The sequence below is a fragment of the Vibrio sp. R11-SG3-ISO3-SZ genome (assembly GCF_059834345.1).
Map to the genome: position 1 here is coordinate 16904 of NZ_JCBDGX010000007.1, position 16950 is coordinate 33853.

Annotated in this window: 18 protein-coding genes, 1 other RNA gene and 1 pseudogene; 7 read left to right on the top strand and 13 right to left on the bottom strand. The window is 49.2% G+C overall.

The annotated features are described in order from the left end of the window. Window positions 1-5: 5 nt before the first annotated feature. The 5 genes from AC6R1O_RS01025 to rsmI all read right to left on the bottom strand — a co-directional run bounded on the left by AC6R1O_RS01025 (window position 6) and on the right by rsmI (window position 4533). On the bottom strand, window positions 6-1733 hold the full coding sequence (locus AC6R1O_RS01025; RefSeq protein ID WP_500631767.1) for a penicillin-binding transpeptidase domain-containing protein: 1728 nt from the start codon (window positions 1731-1733) through the stop codon (window positions 6-8). Then, complete coding sequence (gene ftsL, locus AC6R1O_RS01030) at window positions 1730-2047, bottom strand: cell division protein FtsL (RefSeq protein WP_500626510.1); 318 nt, start codon at window positions 2045-2047, stop codon at window positions 1730-1732. The genes AC6R1O_RS01025 and ftsL overlap by 4 nt, the downstream gene beginning before the upstream one ends. A 6-nt stretch (window positions 2048-2053) precedes the next feature. After that, window positions 2054-3004, bottom strand: coding sequence for a 16S rRNA (cytosine(1402)-N(4))-methyltransferase RsmH (gene rsmH / locus AC6R1O_RS01035; RefSeq protein WP_500631768.1), 951 nt, complete (start codon window positions 3002-3004; stop codon window positions 2054-2056). A gap of 183 nt (window positions 3005-3187) precedes the next feature. After that, window positions 3188-3591, bottom strand: an RNA gene (gene rnpB, locus AC6R1O_RS01040) — RNase P RNA component class A. 81 nt (window positions 3592-3672) lie between these two features. Further along, window positions 3673-4533, bottom strand: a complete 861-nt coding sequence (gene rsmI, locus AC6R1O_RS01045) for a 16S rRNA (cytidine(1402)-2'-O)-methyltransferase (RefSeq protein ID WP_500626508.1) — start codon at window positions 4531-4533, stop codon at window positions 3673-3675. A 63-nt stretch (window positions 4534-4596) separates the two neighbouring features. Here rsmI and AC6R1O_RS01050 point away from each other — a divergent pair, with 63 nt between their 5' ends. The 4 genes from AC6R1O_RS01050 to AC6R1O_RS01065 are packed head-to-tail and all read left to right on the top strand — an operon-like array spanning window position 4597 to window position 7942. Next, the gene (locus AC6R1O_RS01050) at window positions 4597-6411 is read left to right on the top strand and encodes a penicillin-binding protein activator (RefSeq protein ID WP_500633948.1); all 1815 of its coding nucleotides are present in this window, start codon (window positions 4597-4599) and stop codon (window positions 6409-6411) included. Next, the gene (locus AC6R1O_RS01055) at window positions 6353-6763 is read left to right on the top strand and encodes a YraN family protein (protein WP_500633949.1); all 411 of its coding nucleotides are present in this window, start codon (window positions 6353-6355) and stop codon (window positions 6761-6763) included. Before AC6R1O_RS01050 ends, AC6R1O_RS01055 begins: the two co-directional genes overlap by 59 nt. Before the next feature lie 3 nt (window positions 6764-6766). Then, the gene (locus AC6R1O_RS01060; RefSeq protein ID WP_334554322.1) at window positions 6767-7357 is read left to right on the top strand and encodes a phosphoheptose isomerase; all 591 of its coding nucleotides are present in this window, start codon (window positions 6767-6769) and stop codon (window positions 7355-7357) included. A gap of 3 nt (window positions 7358-7360) precedes the next feature. Continuing rightward, a complete protein-coding gene (locus AC6R1O_RS01065; protein WP_500626505.1) occupies window positions 7361-7942 on the top strand; it encodes a BON domain-containing protein in 582 nt (193 codons plus the stop codon). Between the two features lie 95 nt (window positions 7943-8037). Here the strand turns inward: AC6R1O_RS01065 and sspB are convergent, their stop codons facing one another. The 8 genes from sspB to zapE form a co-directional block, all read right to left on the bottom strand. After that, the gene (sspB, locus tag AC6R1O_RS01070; protein ID WP_334554318.1) at window positions 8038-8508 is read right to left on the bottom strand and encodes a ClpXP protease specificity-enhancing factor; all 471 of its coding nucleotides are present in this window, start codon (window positions 8506-8508) and stop codon (window positions 8038-8040) included. 8 nt (window positions 8509-8516) lie between these two features. Continuing rightward, a complete protein-coding gene (sspA, locus tag AC6R1O_RS01075; RefSeq protein WP_334554316.1) occupies window positions 8517-9152 on the bottom strand; it encodes a stringent starvation protein SspA in 636 nt (211 codons plus the stop codon). 96 nt (window positions 9153-9248) lie between these two features. Further along, on the bottom strand, window positions 9249-9986 hold the full coding sequence (locus AC6R1O_RS01080; RefSeq protein WP_487901329.1) for a cytochrome c1: 738 nt from the start codon (window positions 9984-9986) through the stop codon (window positions 9249-9251). Then, window positions 9983-11248, bottom strand: coding sequence for a cytochrome b (locus AC6R1O_RS01085; protein ID WP_334554312.1), 1266 nt, complete (start codon window positions 11246-11248; stop codon window positions 9983-9985). Before AC6R1O_RS01085 ends, AC6R1O_RS01080 begins: the two co-directional genes overlap by 4 nt. Further along, window positions 11248-11841 (bottom strand): ubiquinol-cytochrome c reductase iron-sulfur subunit, encoded by a 594-nt coding sequence (gene petA / locus AC6R1O_RS01090; protein ID WP_334554311.1) that lies wholly within the window; start codon window positions 11839-11841, stop codon window positions 11248-11250. Before petA ends, AC6R1O_RS01085 begins: the two co-directional genes overlap by 1 nt. Window positions 11842-12180: 339 nt before the next feature. After that, window positions 12181-12573 (bottom strand): 30S ribosomal protein S9, encoded by a 393-nt coding sequence (gene rpsI / locus AC6R1O_RS01095; protein WP_005436094.1) that lies wholly within the window; start codon window positions 12571-12573, stop codon window positions 12181-12183. 15 nt (window positions 12574-12588) lie between these two features. Continuing rightward, window positions 12589-13017: a 50S ribosomal protein L13 gene (gene rplM / locus AC6R1O_RS01100; RefSeq protein ID WP_005372872.1), complete on the bottom strand. Its 429-nt coding sequence runs from the start codon at window positions 13015-13017 to the stop codon at window positions 12589-12591. A 247-nt stretch (window positions 13018-13264) separates the two neighbouring features. Continuing rightward, window positions 13265-14371, bottom strand: a complete 1107-nt coding sequence (gene zapE, locus AC6R1O_RS01105) for a cell division protein ZapE (RefSeq protein WP_500633950.1) — start codon at window positions 14369-14371, stop codon at window positions 13265-13267. A 151-nt stretch (window positions 14372-14522) separates the two neighbouring features. Between zapE and zapG the strand changes: the two genes are divergently transcribed. The 3 genes and pseudogenes from zapG to AC6R1O_RS01120 form a co-directional block, all read left to right on the top strand. Continuing rightward, window positions 14523-14990 (top strand): Z-ring associated protein ZapG, encoded by a 468-nt coding sequence (gene zapG / locus AC6R1O_RS01110; RefSeq protein WP_500631773.1) that lies wholly within the window; start codon window positions 14523-14525, stop codon window positions 14988-14990. 116 nt (window positions 14991-15106) lie between these two features. Further along, window positions 15107-16474 carry a DegQ family serine endoprotease gene (locus AC6R1O_RS01115; protein WP_500638699.1) on the top strand — a complete coding sequence of 456 codons (1368 nt, stop codon included), beginning with the start codon at window positions 15107-15109 and terminating at the stop codon, window positions 16472-16474. A gap of 153 nt (window positions 16475-16627) precedes the next feature. Then, a pseudogene (locus AC6R1O_RS01120) lies at window positions 16628-16950 on the top strand (outer membrane-stress sensor serine endopeptidase DegS); the annotation flags it as partial.

Below are 16950 nucleotides of genomic sequence, written 5' to 3' on the forward strand. Positions count from 1 at the left end.
CTCACTTACTCATTTTTAAATCGGTTTTCATCAGGGGCAACATTAAGCAGTTGCAGTGTCCCTTTGAGAATTTCAGCAAACACGGGACCCGCGACCGAGCCTCCGTAGTAGTTATCACCTTGAGGCTCATTGATCACCACTACCAGCGCCACTCGCGGTTTGCTGGCCGGCGCTACCCCCGCGGTATAGGCGAAGTATTCATCTCCGTATCCCCCCGCAATCGCTTTGCGTGATGTGCCGGTTTTCGCCGCAACTCGATAGCCCGGCACTGCCGCTTTGGTTGCAGTACCACCCGGCTGTGTGACGGTTTCTAGCATTCTCAGCACCATTTTCGCGTGCTCGCTGTCAATGACCTGACGTGAAAAATCTTGTTGGTTGTTCTCTATGATGTGCACGGGCTGATAGACGCCGAAGTTGCCCAAGGTGGAATACGCATGCGCCAGTTGGAGCGGGGTAATGGTCAAGCCATACCCGAATGATAAGGTCGCAATTTCAAACTTCGACCAGCGACGGCGATTGGGGAAGATACCGGAGGTTTCACCGACCAAGTTTAATCCCGAAGGTTGACCAAATCCGACCGAACTGTACATACCAAGCAGAGCCTCAAGCGGCATATCGAGTGCCAGTTTGGTCACGCCGATGTTACTCGATTTCTGCAAGATGGTCGTCAGATCGGCTTTGCCCACTTTCGACGTATCTCTAACCTTGCTGCCACCAATTTCAAACACGCCATTGCCGGTATCGATGACCGTATTGGCATCGGCGCTGCCATTGTCGAGTGCCGCTAATACCACAAAGGGTTTCACGGTTGAGCCCGGCTCAAACGCGTCGGTGATCACGCGGTTGCGCATTTTCGCTGATTGAAGGTCACTACGATTGTTGGGGTTGTAGGACGGCGCATTCACCATCGCCAACACCGCGCCCGTTTGTACATCAAGCACCACAGCCGATCCTGACGTTGCACGGTGATCGGCGACCGACTGCTTAATCGCTCGATACGCAATCGCTTGAATTCGCTGATCGATGGTCAGCTCAAGCGGTTTGCCCTCTTCACGCTCTTCGAGTGAGATATTTTCAACGACTCGGCCATAACGGTCTTTACGAATGATCTGTTTACCCGCTTCTCCGGTGAGCCATTTATCATAACTGCGCTCAACCCCTTCGAGGCCGTGACCATCAATTCCCGTCACACCCACTAAGTGTGCACTGACTTCGCCCGCGGGGTAATAGCGACGTGATTCCGCTTTTAATCCTACGCCAGACAGCTTCAGCTCTCGCACGTAATTGGCCATGGCTGGGCTAACTTGCCGTTGTAAATAGACAAAGCGTCTTGAGCGGTTACGATTGATTTTGTCGATCAGCTCCTCGCGCTTAAGGCCCAATACATCGGCCAACGCGTGCCAACGATCAATATCGCTCAGGCCACCATGTTTGAAAATGTTAACAGGGTCGGCCCATACAGCCTCAACGGGCACGCTGACCGCAAGTGGCTCACCATTACGATCGGAAATAATGCCGCGCGCCGAGTGCAAGGTTTTCGCGCGCACTGAGCGAAGATCGCCCTGTTTGATCAAGTTGCCTGGTTCAACCACCTGAATAAACGCAATGCGAGCAACGAGCGCCATAAAAATGCAGAACACAATAAAGAGCACCAAATAAAAGCGCCAGCGAATTAGGCTCGCCGGAGTGTCCTTTTCTTGTGGTTTGATGGGTTCGACGTTCTTTTTGCTCATGGGAGTGTAATGATGACTTCTTTGTCTGAATCAGGGCGCTTCATCTCGAGCTCTTTGATCGCCACATCTTGGACTCGGCTGTGCTCAGCCAGAGCCGTCTCTTCCAAGATCAAGTTGCGCCACTCGTTATCAAGGCGCTCTCGCTCACCAAGAGCACTATCTTTCTCAGTGACCGCCTGTCTCGTGTGATGGGTAGTAAAGACCACCGCCATAGCGCTGGAAAAAATCAACATCAATAAAAGCAGCGGCACTCGACCTACAGTCAGTAGATCGAGTGCGATAATTTTAGCGAGGTTCCCTTTTGCCTGACTCATTGGAGGTTACAGTTTCTCGGCGATCCTTAGCACCGAGCTGCGCGAGCGCGCATTGAGCTCAATTTCTTGTTGGGTCGGTTTAATCGCCTTACCCACCGCTTTGAGGTTAGCACTACCAAGCGCACGAATCTGCGCTTCAGTCATTGGGATGCCATGTGGCACCTCTGGGCCTTTGCTCTCTTTGCGGATAAAACGTTTCACCATACGATCTTCAAGGGAATGGAAGCTGATCACTGACAGTCGTCCCTGCGGCGCAAGAATGCTCGCGGCGCCCTTGAGTGCGGTGTCGATCTCTTCAAGCTCACTGTTGATGTAGATTCGAAAGGCTTGGAAGGCGCGCGTCGCTGGGTGTTTTTTCTCTTTGAAGCTTTTCGGAGCCGCGTCGGAAATCAGCTTCGCCAGCTGACCGGTGCGCACCAAGGGCTCGTTCTCTTCGTTTTCACGATAGGCAACAATGGCTTTGGCAATTCGGCGAGCATGCTTATCTTCGCCAAACTCACGAATTACCCAAGTAACATCATCAAGGTCTGCTTGTGCGAGCCATTGAGAGACCGGCATGCCGGAAGTAGGATCCATACGCATATCGAGGGGGCCATCTTTCATAAAGCTGAAGCCGCGTTCTGCGTCGTCAAGCTGTGGCGATGACACGCCAAGATCAAGCAGCACGCCATCCACCTTACCCACGAGATCATACTGTTTCGCGTATTCAGCCATGCCTGAAAATGGACCATGGATGATGGTAAATCGCGGATCATCAATCTTGTTGGCTTCTGCAATCGCTTGTGGATCACGGTCAATACTATAAAGGCGTCCGTTTTCACCAAGCTGAGATAAAATCGTACGGCTATGACCACCTCGTCCAAATGTGCCATCGATATAGACGCCATCAGGTTTAATGGCCAATCCATCAATCGATTCATGAAGTAAGACGGATATGTGTTTAAATGCTTCGGTCATAGTTATCTCGGTTTGCTCTCGCATTCACGCGCTAAGGGTTCCAGTGTACTGATTTAACGCTCATTCGCCACCTTTAGACACAAGGAAGGCGTGATTTTGCGCTAAGTTTATTGCTTACAAAATAAATTTCGTCAGCGTAAAGCAAAAAACCCATCATAACCTAAGTTACGATGGGTCTTAAAAAGGTGGAGCCGACATATAAGCCGGGTTCTGTACCGTTTGCACGGTGGTAGCCATTCGTCTAGGCCAGCAATCACTCACTGGCTCGAGCAACCTACCCGCCCCCTTACGCGAGCAACGCAATGTGGAGGCCTATTTGGTCTTGCTCCGGGTGGAGTTTACCTTGCTACGAACTGTTGCCAGTCGCACGGTGCGCTCTTACCGCACCCTTTCACCCTTACCTGTGCTCATTCCGAAGAAATTGAGCCATCGGCGGTCTTCTCTCTGCTGCACTTGTCGTAGGCTTGCGCCCCCCAGGCGTTACCTGGCACCCTGCTCTATGGAGCCCGGACTTTCCTCCCCTTCATCAGTCTCCCCCACACAAGGTAAGGGGACATCAATAAAGCAGCGGCTACCGAGTCGACTCCGGTGGCGGATTGTATAGAGAAGCCATCAGCCTGTCTAGGGGAATGTGTGTGAGCGCCCAAATAACCAACAACTTGGCTAGATTAGAGGTGTTCCAGCCCCCATTTATAGAGTGCATTTTTTTTCAGGTTGTAGATCTCAGCCGCCAGCGCCGCAGCTTTTTTTAACGGCAGTTCTTGGGTCAAAATAGCCAATGTTCGAGTAGCTTCATCCGGCAGGCCGTCATCACTGTCGGCACGGTAACCATGAACCAACAGCGCCATTTCGCCTTTTTGTTGGTTTTCATCACTGCGCACCCAATCAACGAGCTCACCGAGTGGCATGCCTTGAATGGTTTCGAACGTTTTCGTCAGTTCTCGCGCTAACACCACTTCACGCTCAGGGCCTAAGATCTCCAGCATGTCAGCAAGAGAGTCAAGAATGCGGTGTGGCGACTCGTAAAAAATACAGGTTCGCTCTGCCTTTGCGATCTCTAAGAACTTGTCTTTACGACCTTTGCTTTTGGCAGGCAGAAATCCCTCAAAACTGAAACGGTCAGAGGGGAGACCGGAGGCGCTTAATGCTGTGACCACCGCACATGCTCCAGGCAAAGGCACAACTTTGACGCCCGCTTGACGACATTGAGTGACCAAATGGTAACCTGGGTCACTGATCAGTGGCGTTCCTGCATCCGAGACCAGCGCAATGGAGTGCCCAGCTAACAATTTATCAACTAACACTTGCGCTTTTTGCTGTTCATTATGATCATGGAGGGCGAAAGTTCGAGTTGGGATATTGAAGTGAGACAGCAGCTTACCCGTGTGACGGGTATCTTCTGCAGCAATCAAATCCACCGATGACAACACCTCTATCGCTCGCTGAGTAATGTCGCCCAGATTACCGATCGGGGTGGGTACAATGTAGAGGGTTGGCACCTCTGTCGGTAAGGTTTTGCTATCTGTCATTTGTTTACCATCACTTCAACGATTAATATAGACACAATTTTATACGGAATTACGAAAGAACTCATGGCTAACAATCACCATAAGCGCCCAAGTGTAACACGCTTACTTACTCCTGTAGCACTCGCTATTACATTGGCTGCGTGTTCCTCATCGCCCAAAACGCCGCAGTCTGTCGATATTTTACTCGATCCCTCTCAACCGGTAGAAACCTACCTAATGCGGGCAGACAGCACGACCGGCAGTTTGCAAGTGGATTGGTTGATCATGGCACTGAAAGCCTCCGTTGAGGCCGGTGACGTGGTGCAGTCAGAGTTACTGATTAAGCGCCTTGCGAGACAAAGCCTCACGCCACAGCAGCAAGCTGAGTGGCAATTGACTCGTGCCGACTTACTCATCAGTCAAGGTCAGCACAGCGATGCCTTGTCTCAGCTGAATTTTCCAGTGTCTTGGTCACTGCCTCGTCAGCAGTGGCAAGAGTACTATCAAAAACGCGCCGCGCTGCAGAGCAAGCAAGGTCTCTACCTTGACGCGTCGCGATCCTTAATTGCCCAAAGCGAACTACTCAATGCCTCAGAGCAAGCCTCTATCGCCGATGGCGTCTGGCAGAACCTGTCGCAGTACTCGCTGTCTGAGCTTGCCAAACTGCGTGTGGCACCGAATGAAACCGTGCTGACAGGTTGGCTAGAATTGGCCAATGACAGTAAAGCGTTTGCCAGCAACATTCCGCAATTAAAATCGCGCTTGGAACGTTGGATGGCGAGCAATCCTGACCATCCAGCCGCGCTGTATACACCCCAAGCCCTCAGCGACATTCTGGCACTCGATATTACAAAACCCGTGAACACTGCGCTGCTTCTGCCTCTTTCTGGCAAGTTTGCTAAACAAGCGCAACTGATTCGCGATGGGTTTATTTTCAATATGATGAATGATGATGCGCGTGATGAGAACGCGACCCTGACCGTCATTGATACCAATACACTGGATATGGCGAACTTAGACGCGACGCTAATCGAAAAGAACATCGACTTTATCGTTGGTCCGCTATTGAAAGAGAACATCGAAGCGCTGCAAGAAGCACAACAAGCCAGTGCCCACTCACTGCAGATGTTGGCTCTCAATATTCCGGATGAAACCAACTTTGGTCACAACACCTGCTACTTAGCGCTTTCTCCTGAACAGGAGGTGGCACAAGCGGCGAAGCACTTGTTTGAACAAGGCGCTCGCTACCCACTCATCCTTGCGCCGCAAGGTCGTTTGGGCGAGCGCGTCGTCGAGTCCTTCGAACAAGAGTGGGATAAATACAGTGAGAATAAAGTGGCAGTGAGTCTCTTCGGTGACAAGCGCCAGTTGCAAAAGAACATCAACACCATTTTTGGTTTGCAAGAGAGCCAGCAAAACATCGCGCAAATGGAATCACTGTTGAATATCCCACTTGAAACACAGCCACGCAGCCGTCGAGATGTGGATGCGGTGTACATCGTGGCGACCAGTGCCGAAATTACCCTGATCAAACCCTTCATCGAAGTGGCGATCAACCCAGACACGACGCCTCCTGCACTCTACTCTAACTCTCGCAGTAACAGCGGCCAACGTCAGTACGAGGATTTGACGGGCGTCAGCTACAGTGATATTCCACTCCTTATCCACCCTGATGCCCACCTGAAGCAGCAGATGGACAGTCTGTGGGCCAACAGCTCACACGCGGAGAAACGACTTCAAGCGATGGGGATGGACGCCTACACCCTGATGGAAGTGCTGCCACAAATGAAAGTGATCGAAGGCTACTCAGTCGAAGGACAAACAGGAATTCTGAGTATCGATGAGCACTGTGTCGTACAACGTGAAATCAGCTGGGCTCAACTCGGTAGTGCGCAATAAACGCGCGCACGGCGAACACTATGAACGCCTGGCTGAGCAGCACCTGCTGAGTCAGGGGTTAGTCCCGCTTGAACGCAATTTTACTGCGAAAAGCGGCGAGTTAGATCTGATCATGCGCGATGGCGACGCCATCGTATTTGTTGAAGTTCGTTACCGAAAGAGCACTTCGTTTGGTCATGCGGCTGAAACCGTGACCTACAGTAAAATGCAAAAACTCGTGCGAGCCGCCAATGTGTGGCTCCTCAAGCATGGCCTTTCGGTCCACGATACCCATTTTCGATTTGACCTAGTGGCGATTCATGAGCAAGGTAGCCAAATCGAATGGATAAAAAACGCAATCACTCAAGGATAATCAATGCTAGAGAGCATTAAAGACAGTTTCAAAGAAAGCATTCAAATTCAAATTGCCGCCGCAGAAGCGCTACCCGATGCGATCACTCACGCAGCGCAAGGTATGGTGGCAAGCTTACTCAACGGTAACAAGATTCTATGTTGCGGTAATGGTGGCTCTTCATCGAACGCACAACAATTTGTCTCTTGCTTGCTCAATCGCTTTGAAACAGAAAGACCTAGCCTGCCCGCGATGGCGCTGACTGCCGACAACACAACGCTGACCGCCGTCGCCAACGATTACCACTACACTGAGATTTTCTCAAAACAAGTGCGTGCTTTTGGCCAACCTGGCGATATTTTACTGGCGATCTCAACCAGCGGTAACAGCAAGAACATCATCAAAGCGATGGAAGCGGCAGTGACTCGCGATATGACCATCATCGCGTTAACCGGCAAAGACGGTGGCGAGATGGCTGGGTTACTGGGTGAGCATGATGTGGAAATTCGCATTCCATCTCACAGAACCGCGCGAATTCATGAGGTTCATATGGTGACTTTGCACTGCTTGTGCGATCTTATTGACCAAGTGTTGTTTCCTGCTCACGAAGAGTAAGCCATGAAGTCATTGAAAACGATTATCTTTGTTTTAATTGCCAGCCTATCCCTGACAGGCTGTGCCGGGTTGTTTATTGCTGGCGCTGCAACAACGGCCGCCATTGTGATTGACCCACGCACCACACAAGAGATCTGGAACGATAACAATATTGAGTTCGAAGTGGCGGGAATCGCAAACAAAGAGCCGGTTCGTGGTAATGCTCGTGTTACCGCCAGCTCCTACGAAGGAACAGTCGTCCTAATGGGGCAAGCAAACGATGCGGCGTTGAGTGAGCAAATTGAACAAAAAGCTCGTGAAGTGAAAGGCGTTAAAACCGTCTATAACCAAATTCGCATCAAAGCGCCGCTGAGTGCTGGCGAAGTAAGTCATGACAGTTGGATCACAACCAAAGTGAAATCAGCGATCTTGACCGACTCTGAGCTGAGCGGCATCAAAATCAAAGTGATCACAGAGGATAAAGAGGTCTTCTTGCTTGGCTATGTCTCACCACAACATGCCGATAAAGCGACCGACATTGCGCGTAATATCTCTGGGGTAAAACAAGTCATCCGCGCCTTCCAGATTGCAGAAAGCAACGAATAAACGACTCGTCGCTTATCCCTAATCGAGCTGTTCCCTAATCGATATATAAAAAAAGCCGCATCACAATGCGGCTTTTTGCTATCGTTTCATTCGCGTTACTTGATGACACGCAAACTCGGTCGACCTTTGGGCCTAGGTGGTTCATCACTTGGCTCAGTCTCTTCGACCTCTTCCTCAGTCGCTACAGACAGTGGGAATAGAGGTTCATCTTCCAAGCTTTCTTCAATCTCACCAAGGTAAGCATCTTCGGGTTCAAACATCGTCCCTGCACCATTTTCACGGGCATAGATGGCCTGAACAGCATAAAGAGGCACGATGACAGAGTGTGGGCGGCCACTGAAACGGGCGCTGAAGGTGATCGCCTCATTGCCCAGTTCCAAATTACCCACAGCGCGAGGCGCAATATTGAGGATAATTTGGCCATCTTGAATAAACTCTTCCGGCACACGAACGCCTGGTAATGTTGCTTCAACAACAAGGTGAGGCGTTAGATCGTTGTCCACCAACCAGTCATAAAATGCACGAAGCATATACGGTCGGCGTGGGGTCATTTTCTCGATATCCATGCCAACCATTAACGCATTAGACGCATTTCACGTTCAGCTTCAGTCAAGGATGCTAGGAATGAATCACGCTCAAAGACACGGTTCATGTAAACCTTCAGCTCTTTTGAGCCTGGGCCAACCAGTTCGATTCCCATTTGTGGTAAACGCCACAATAAAGGAGCAAGGTAACAATCGACCAAGCTGAACTCTTCGCTCATGAAGTATTCGTATTCCGCGAAGACTGGGCCAAGAGTCAAAAGATCCACTCTGAGTTTGTTACGTGCAGATTCTGCTTCATCAGCTGTGCCGTTAAGCACTTTTTCAGCCAATGAGTACCAGTTTTTCTCGATACGGTAGATCATCAAACGCGTGTTACCGCGAGCAACCGGATAAACCGGCATCAATGGAGGATGAGGGAAACGCTCGTCCAAGTATTCCATGATGATCTTTGAGTCATACAGTGACAACTCACGATCTACTAAGGTTGGTACTGATTTGTATGGGTTCAGTTCACCAAGTTCCGCAGGTAGGTTTGCTTCATCAACAAGCTCTACTTCAACACTTACGCCTTTCTCTGCTAGAACAATACGTACCTGATGGCTATACATATCAGATGCACTTGAGAATAGAGTCATCACAGAACGTTTATTGGCAGCTACAGCCATGGAGCCCTCCAGCACACTTACATAAATAAAACAATGGAGGCTAAGCCTCCATTGTCAACATAAAAATTTGGAAATTAGCGCAGTATGATAGCACAATTAATGCACATCACGCCAATACTCTTTCTTGAGCAGCACAACCACGATACTAAAGATCACTAGGAAGCCCATTACCCACCAACCTAGCGCATGGCGCTCAAGTTTCACTGGGTCACCGGAGTACTCAAGGAAGTTCACCAAATCGCGTACCGCGTTGTCGTACTCTTCTTGGTTAAGCTCGCCCGTCCCATCCGATTCAATACCGACGACCACTTGCACCTCTTCACCATTCACGACTTTGGTGCCGTAAACAGGTTTAGGAATGCCTTGCAGCTCTTCCAATACATGCGGCATACCGACACTTGGGAACACAACGTTGTTGACCCCAAATGGGCGCGCAGGATCTTCATAAAACGAACGTAGGTAAGTGTACAACCAATCCGTACCACGCACTCGAGCGACAAGCGTCAAATCAGGTGGTGGCGCACCAAACCATTTAGCGGCCGACTCTTCAGGAATGGCATTTTCCATCAAGTCGCCAACCTTGGCTTCTGGGTCAAAAATCAAGTTCTCTTTGAGCAGATCCACTGGAATGCCAATGTCACGTCCAACACGCTCATAACGCTGATACTGCGCGGAGTGACAGCCAAAACAGTAGTTCATAAAGAGCTTGGCACCGTTTTGCAACGACGCTTGATCTGAGATGTCGTTGTTCGCTTTATCGAGTGGAACGCTCACACCCGCTGCCATTGCCAACGATGGCAGCATTGCAAATAAAACTACAATCCATTTTTTCATTTGAATGTCACCCTTTCTGGTAATGGTTTCGTCGCTTCATTTTTGCTGTAGAAGAACAGCAAGACGAAGAACATGAAGTAACCCAAGCTAAAGATCTGCGCAAGGAGTGTGTACGTCGGAGTCGCTGGAAGCGCACCCAAAATACCCAAGGCGATAAAGCTGATGGTGAACTGGATGATATTGAATAAATGGAACTTACTGCGGTAGCGGTAAGAGCGAACTTTACAACGGTCAAGCCAAGGCAAAATGAACAGCACAGCAATCGATGCGCCCATAGCAAGAACACCAATAAGCTTATCTGGCACCGCACGTAAGATGGCATAGAATGGCGTAAAGTACCAAACAGGGGCAATGTGCTCTGGCGTTTTCAGCGGGTTTGCCGCTTCAAAGTTTGGCGGCTCAAGGAAGTAACCGCCCATTTCTGGGTTGAAGAACAACACATAACAGAACAGGAACAAGAAACCAGCCACACCAATCAGATCTTTCACCGTGCCGTAAGGGTGGAACGGGATAGAGTCGATGATGTCGTATTTCTTAGTGTAGTACTCATGGAACTTAAATTGAGGTTGGTAATCATCACCCATTGAGCCTTTTGGCAGCTTAGTTTCGATACCATCTGGGTTGTTTGAACCCACCTCGTGCAGCGCAAGAACGTGCAGCACAATCAGCAGCAGCAACACGATTGGCAGAGCGATGACGTGCAAGGCAAAGAAACGGTTCAATGTGGCGCCCGAGATAACGTAGTCACCACGAATCCAAAGGGTGAGATCATCACCAATGACCGGAATCGCGCCAAAGAGTGAGATGATAACCTGAGCACCCCAGTAGGACATTTGGCCCCAAGGCAGCAGGTAACCCATGAATGCTTCGGCCATCAAGACCAAGAAGATCAACATACCGAAGATCCAAAGCAGCTCACGAGGCTTCTGATATGAGCCGTAGATCAAACCACGGAACATGTGCAGGTAGACAACAACAAAGAACGCAGACGCGCCTGTGGAGTGCATGTAGCGAAGTAACCAACCGTACTCCACGTCACGCATGATGTATTCAATCGATGCAAACGCCCCATCGCCTGATGGCACGTAGTTCATGGTTAACCAAATCCCCGTCAGGATCTGGTTCACTAACACCAACATTGCTAGAGAGCCAAACAGATACCAAAAGTTAAAGTTCTTCGGCATTGGATACTCAGACAGGTGCTTTTTGTACGCATTCATTGCGGGTATGCGTTTTTCTACCCAATCAAGTAGAGCTTGCATTATGCCTCCCCAGTTTCATCAACACCGATAATGATTTTGGTATCACTCAGGTACATATGTTTAGGGACCACTAGGTTTAGTGGTGCCGGAACGCCTTGGAATACTCGACCAGCCATATCAAATTTTGAACCGTGACATGGACAGAAGAAACCGGATTTCACGCCTTGCACTTGCTCACTAAAAGTGTCGGGTAGATAAGTCGGCGAGCAACCTAGGTGTGTACAAATCCCCACAGCAACGAAGTACTCTGGTTTGATAGAACGGTAGGCATTTTGTGCATATTCAGGCTGTTGTTCTTCGCCTGACTGCGGGTCTCGAAGTTGGCCTTCGAGGTTTTTCAATCCATCGACGACGGCTTGTGCACGACGGACAACCCAGACAGGCTTACCACGCCACTCAACACGAACCATCTGCCCTTCTTCGAGCTTTCCGATTTCCACTTCAACAGGGGCACCCGCAGCTTTTGCTTTTTCACTTGGGTTCCAAGATTTTATAAAAGGAACGGCGACAGCAGCAGCTCCTAAACCACCGACAACCGCAGTTGTCGCAGTCAAGAAACGTCTGCGGCCGTTATTTAAAGGCGCATTGCTCATCCAAACATTCTCCCATTTGCTCCCTATGGTCTGGGCCTCGTGACCCTATTAAAATCCCTTAAAGAGCATGGCTAACAAAATACGAATTTAGTTGTATTTATTTGATGGCAAATGATAAATAAAACCCTACTTTTTGACAAGATAAAGCTACCTTTTTGTAACATTCATCAAGTAATTCGCCTATGACGTCACAAAAGATGAACAGCGGCTGAAGCAGAGTTGAGAAGCGTAGTAGGAAAGCCAGAATGGGGGAGACTAAAAAACAAAAAGCCTGGCATGAAGCCAGGCTTTTGAGACCACAATCCAGTAAAAACTGGACGCCAATCTTTGCAAGAAAGATTAACGCTTAGAGAACTGTGGACGACGACGTGCTTTACGTAGACCAACTTTCTTACGTTCAACGCAACGAGCGTCACGAGTGACGTAACCTGCTGCACGTAGAGTAGGACGTAGAGACTCATCGTATTCCATTAGAGCGCGAGTGATACCGTGACGGATAGCACCTGCTTGACCGGAAATACCGCCACCTTTAACAGTCACGTATAGGTCTAGTTTCTCAGTCAATTCAACTAGCTCTAGAGGCTGTTTAACAACCATGCGAGAAGTTGGACGACCGAAGTACTCATCAAGGCTACGCTTGTTGATTACGATGTTGCCGCTGCCTGGTTTGATGAAAACACGTGCAGCTGAGCTTTTGCGACGGCCAGTGCCGTAGTATTGATTCTCTGCCATTTTCGAAATCCCCGATTAGATGTCTAGTACTTGTGGTTGTTGAGCAACATGGTTGTGCTCAGCGCCAGCGTAAACTTTAAGCTTACGGTACATAGCACGGCCTAGAGGACCACGTGGAAGCATACCTTTAACCGCTAGCTCAAGCGCCATTTCAGGCTTACGATCGATCAACTTTTCAAAAGTGATTGATTTTAGGCCACCTGGGAACTCAGAGTGACGGTAGTAAACTTTGTTTTTAGCCTTGTTGCCTGTTACAGCAACTTTCTCAGCGTTGATAACGATGATGTAATCACCAGTGTCAACGTGAGGAGTGTATTCAGCTTTGTGTTTGCCACGTAGGCGAGATGCAATTTCACTTGCTAGACGGCCAAGAGTTTTACCTTCAGCGTCTACAACGTACCAGTCGCGTTTTACAGTTTCTGGTTTAGCAACGAAAGTTTTCATGCTAACAATAACCCGTTAATTTATTAAATTTACACTTAAAGGAGCTTTCGCTCCCACTGACTAAGAGTCCAGTCAACACCCCTTCGAGTGGTTGGTTCTCTCGACCCGTTATCTCGAAATACCTTCGATAATCAAGGTCTGCAGTAACGGTGGGTCGCAGGATTATAGAGAAGTCAGTAGAAAAAATCACCTTTTTTTCAGTGAAAATTGCATTTTTTTTTCGCCTCTCCCTTCCCTCGCAAGCGTGTCACGCTAAATGCTCGCGCGTAAGGTACTCATGACTTTGCATTTCGATCAAACGAGACTGGCAGCGCTTAAATTCGAACGCCAATTGCCCGCCGGTGTATAGCGCATCGAGTGGCACTTCTGCCGAGATGATCAAAGTGACATGACGCTCATAAAACTCATCCACCAACGCGATAAAACGACGCGCCGCATCGTCTATGGTGTGGCCCATCTGTTTCACGTCAGCCAGCAACACTGTGTGGTAGAGTTTAGAGAGCTCAATGTAATCATTTTGACTGCGTGCACTTTGACATAGCTGCGCAAACGTCGCGTGCAGGACACCTTCAGCGCTTTGGACGACTTCTATCTGACGGTGGTTGATTTCAATGCGCACTTCACCGACCTTCCCATCGCCCACCAGTTGATGAAAGTAGTGAACCAGGTTTTGACTGGCCTTATCATCCAGAGGGAAATGGTAAATTTCCGCTTGCTCAAGGGTGCGCAAGCGATAATCAATGCCGCTGTCGACATTCAATATGTCACAGTGCGTTTTGATTAGATCAATAGCAGGCATAAAGCGCGCACGTTGCAAACCATTTCGATAAAGATCATCGGGAGGAATATTGGACGTGGCCACTAAAATGACGCCGCGTTTGAACAGCGCTTGAAACAAGGTACCCAAGATCATCGCGTCAGTGATATCCGACACGAAAAACTCATCAAAACAGATGATCTCCGCTTCTGCCTTGAAGATGTCGGCGACCTCCTCTAGCGGATCGTTCCTTTCTCCTAGTCGATTCAACTCATCGTGAACTCGATACATAAAACGGTGAAAGTGCACACGCATTTTTTTCTCAGAGGGCAGCGCATCAAAAAACGTGTCCATCAGATAGGTTTTTCCTCGTCCGACGCCCCCCCAAAAATAGAGACCTTTCGGCGCTGTCACAGGTGTGGCAGCACGCTTGCCAAACCATGCTTTCCAGCCGGTGACTTGAGGCTGGGGCTGCGCTTGATAATCAATAAATTGGTGATAGAGACGATCCAGTGCTGTCACCGCTTGCAACTGAGCAGGGTCAGACTGAAAACCGTTTTTTTGGATATCGTTTTGGTAAATCTCTAGTGGTGTCATGACTTCACGGCCTATTAGGGAGTCGTTGAAACTGCTAACGAGAGCACACGCATTTTTCTTTATCGGCTCAGGAAGTCATAGTACCATGTCAAAACAGCATGTGTAATCAATCCGTAAAAAACATGTTAAATAACAATCATAAGGAGCCATTATGCCTTGGATTTACGCCCTCGTAGGTTTGCTTGTTGGTGCCGTTTTAGGCGTGCTTTTTTCCCGTATCAGCACTCCAGGTTACAAAAAACAGAAGAACATCCAAAAAGACCTAGACAACACTAAGTTTCAACTCGAGCAACAAAAGCAAGACCTTACCGATCACTTTGCCCAAACGGCTGAAATGCTTGATGCCCTCGGCAAAGAGTACACCAAGCTTTACCAGCACATGGCCAAAACTTCTGGCGAGCTTTTGCCGAATATTCCTGAACAAGACAATCCTTTTGTTAAAAAAATCACAGAGCAAGCCAGTACAGAATCTGAGGTAACTTCCGAGCAAACACACAGTGTGGATACACCAATGGATGAAGCACCTAAAGATTACGCTCAAGGTGCGACGGGTCTTCTTAAAGAACAAAAGAAACCCGTCGTCGATGAAAAAGAAGTGCTATCTGCTAAAGCTTCTTGATTGAATTTCATGAACTTTACAAAGGTTTTTGAGTCATAACTCCCATGAGTGGCCATTGAGTTTTGATTTTGACGTACAAATATCAGACGAGAGCCTTCACTTAATAGGAGTATCCGATGAAAAAACCTTTGCTTGCCTTAACCGTTCTATCCTTAAGCTTAAGTTCCATCATCGCCCCCATGCCGGCGAGCGCAGCCCTACCACTCTCCGTCAATGGAGAGCAGCTTCCTTCTCTTGCCCCGATGCTTGAGAAAGTGACGCCAGCTGTGGTGAGCATTTCTGTTGAAGGTACCCAGGTATCACGTCAACAGATCCCCGATCAGTTCCGCTTCTTTTTTGGTCCAGACTTCCCTACCGAGCAACTGCAAGAGCGTCCATTTCGTGGCTTAGGCTCAGGCGTCATTATTGACGCTAAAAAAGGGCATGTCGTGACCAACTACCACGTCATCAACGGTGCGGAAAAAATTCGCGTCAAACTGCATGATGGTCGTGAGTATGATGCCGAGCTGGTCGGGGGCGACCAGATGTCAGATGTGGCCCTGCTCAAGCTAGAAAAAGCCAAGAACCTCACTCAAGTCACCATCGCGGATTCTGATCAGCTCCGCGTCGGCGACTTTACCGTCGCGATAGGTAACCCGTTTGGCCTCGGCCAAACCGTGACCTCAGGTATCGTCTCGGCCTTGGGACGCAGTGGTCTCAATATCGAAAACTTCGAGAACTTTATTCAGACCGATGCGGCGATCAACAGTGGCAACTCTGGGGGGGCTTTGGTCAACCTCAAGGGGGAGTTGATTGGTATCAACACTGCTATTTTGGGTCCTAACGGCGGCAACGTCGGTATTGGCTTTGCGATTCCATCGAATATGATGACCAACTTGACCGATCAAATTCTTGAGTTCGGTGAAGTGAAACGCGGCATGCTGGGTGTACAAGGCGGTGAAATCACCTCAGAGCTGGCAGAAGCACTGGGCTATGAGTCAAGTAAAGGCGCCTTTGTCTCACAAGTGGTGCCAGACAGTGCCGCCGATGACGCGGGGCTGCAAGCCGGTGACGTGATCGTGTCGGTCAATGGCAAAGAGATCAACTCGTTCAGTGAACTGAGAGCGAAAGTCGCCACCTTAGGCGCGGGCAAACAGATCACCTTGGGTATCGTGCGTGACGGTAAGTCAAAATCCTTCGATGTCACCCTAGGCGAACAAACCGATGTGAAAACCACCGCCGATAAGCTGCACGAAGGGCTATCGGGCGCTCAACTGACCAACACCAATGCGAGCGACACTGTTCAAGGGGTGAAAGTGACATCGGTTGAAAAAGGCTCGAAAGCGGAAGCGTATCAGCTTCAAGCGGACGACATCATCATCGGCGTCAATCGCAAACGAGTGAAAAACTTGGCTGAGTTCCGCAGCGCACTGGAAAAACAACCGGGCGTATTGGCTCTCAATATCCAACGTGGTGAGCGTACCCTGTACCTTGTGATTCGCTAACCCGTTCGAGATTTTCTTTGGTTAAGGCAGCCTTCTCACGGCTGCCTTTTTGTTGATGCTCGCACTGCGCCGCTCACTAACTTCACGTCTGACGGGGTTAGTGCTATTCTTGGCCAACTTACCTGTTGAAAATGAATAACAAATGAGGAAAGCATGCTGCGATTTTTATTGCGCTCAGTCGGATTGGGGTTAATCACAGCATTGCTCTTGTTATTGGCGATTCCGTCGTTGCGCTCCAATATTTTACCGAAACATGTGCCGACTGACCTTCCTCTCTTCTCCCGTGAACAAATTTCGTTTAACCAAGCGGTTAGAAATGCAGCGCCAGCCGTGGTCAACATTTACAGTCGAAAATACACCGAATCCGATCGCACTAAGCTCTCGACACAGGGGCTAGGTTCTGGGGTTATCGTCAGTGAAAAAGGCTATATCATCACCAATTATCATGTTGTCGCTCAGGCGGATCAAATCATCGT

What these genes read in the sequence shown, in the direction of transcription:
- AC6R1O_RS01025 (WP_500631767.1), bottom strand. Translation starts at nt 1,733, where the DNA reads ATGAGCAAAAAGAACGTCGAACCCATCAAACCACAAGAAAAGGACACT.
- AC6R1O_RS01065 (WP_500626505.1), top strand. Translation starts at nt 7,361, where the DNA reads ATGAAGTCATTGAAAACGATTATCTTTGTTTTAATTGCCAGCCTATCC.
- rsmH (WP_500631768.1), bottom strand. Translation starts at nt 3,004, where the DNA reads ATGACCGAAGCATTTAAACACATATCCGTCTTACTTCATGAATCGATT.
- sspA (WP_334554316.1), bottom strand. Translation starts at nt 9,152, where the DNA reads ATGGCTGTAGCTGCCAATAAACGTTCTGTGATGACTCTATTCTCAAGT.
- rpsI (WP_005436094.1), bottom strand. Translation starts at nt 12,573, where the DNA reads ATGGCAGAGAATCAATACTACGGCACTGGCCGTCGCAAAAGCTCAGCT.
- AC6R1O_RS01060 (WP_334554322.1), top strand. Translation starts at nt 6,767, where the DNA reads ATGCTAGAGAGCATTAAAGACAGTTTCAAAGAAAGCATTCAAATTCAA.
- zapG (WP_500631773.1), top strand. Translation starts at nt 14,523, where the DNA reads ATGCCTTGGATTTACGCCCTCGTAGGTTTGCTTGTTGGTGCCGTTTTA.
- rplM (WP_005372872.1), bottom strand. Translation starts at nt 13,017, where the DNA reads ATGAAAACTTTCGTTGCTAAACCAGAAACTGTAAAACGCGACTGGTAC.
- petA (WP_334554311.1), bottom strand. Translation starts at nt 11,841, where the DNA reads ATGAGCAATGCGCCTTTAAATAACGGCCGCAGACGTTTCTTGACTGCG.
- rsmI (WP_500626508.1), bottom strand. Translation starts at nt 4,533, where the DNA reads ATGACAGATAGCAAAACCTTACCGACAGAGGTGCCAACCCTCTACATT.
- AC6R1O_RS01085 (WP_334554312.1), bottom strand. Translation starts at nt 11,248, where the DNA reads ATGCAAGCTCTACTTGATTGGGTAGAAAAACGCATACCCGCAATGAAT.
- AC6R1O_RS01055 (WP_500633949.1), top strand. Translation starts at nt 6,353, where the DNA reads ATGAGCACTGTGTCGTACAACGTGAAATCAGCTGGGCTCAACTCGGTA.
- AC6R1O_RS01115 (WP_500638699.1), top strand. Translation starts at nt 15,107, where the DNA reads ATGAAAAAACCTTTGCTTGCCTTAACCGTTCTATCCTTAAGCTTAAGT.
- zapE (WP_500633950.1), bottom strand. Translation starts at nt 14,371, where the DNA reads ATGACACCACTAGAGATTTACCAAAACGATATCCAAAAAAACGGTTTT.
- AC6R1O_RS01050 (WP_500633948.1), top strand. Translation starts at nt 4,597, where the DNA reads ATGGCTAACAATCACCATAAGCGCCCAAGTGTAACACGCTTACTTACT.
- sspB (WP_334554318.1), bottom strand. Translation starts at nt 8,508, where the DNA reads ATGGATATCGAGAAAATGACCCCACGCCGACCGTATATGCTTCGTGCA.
- ftsL (WP_500626510.1), bottom strand. Translation starts at nt 2,047, where the DNA reads ATGAGTCAGGCAAAAGGGAACCTCGCTAAAATTATCGCACTCGATCTA.
- AC6R1O_RS01080 (WP_487901329.1), bottom strand. Translation starts at nt 9,986, where the DNA reads ATGAAAAAATGGATTGTAGTTTTATTTGCAATGCTGCCATCGTTGGCA.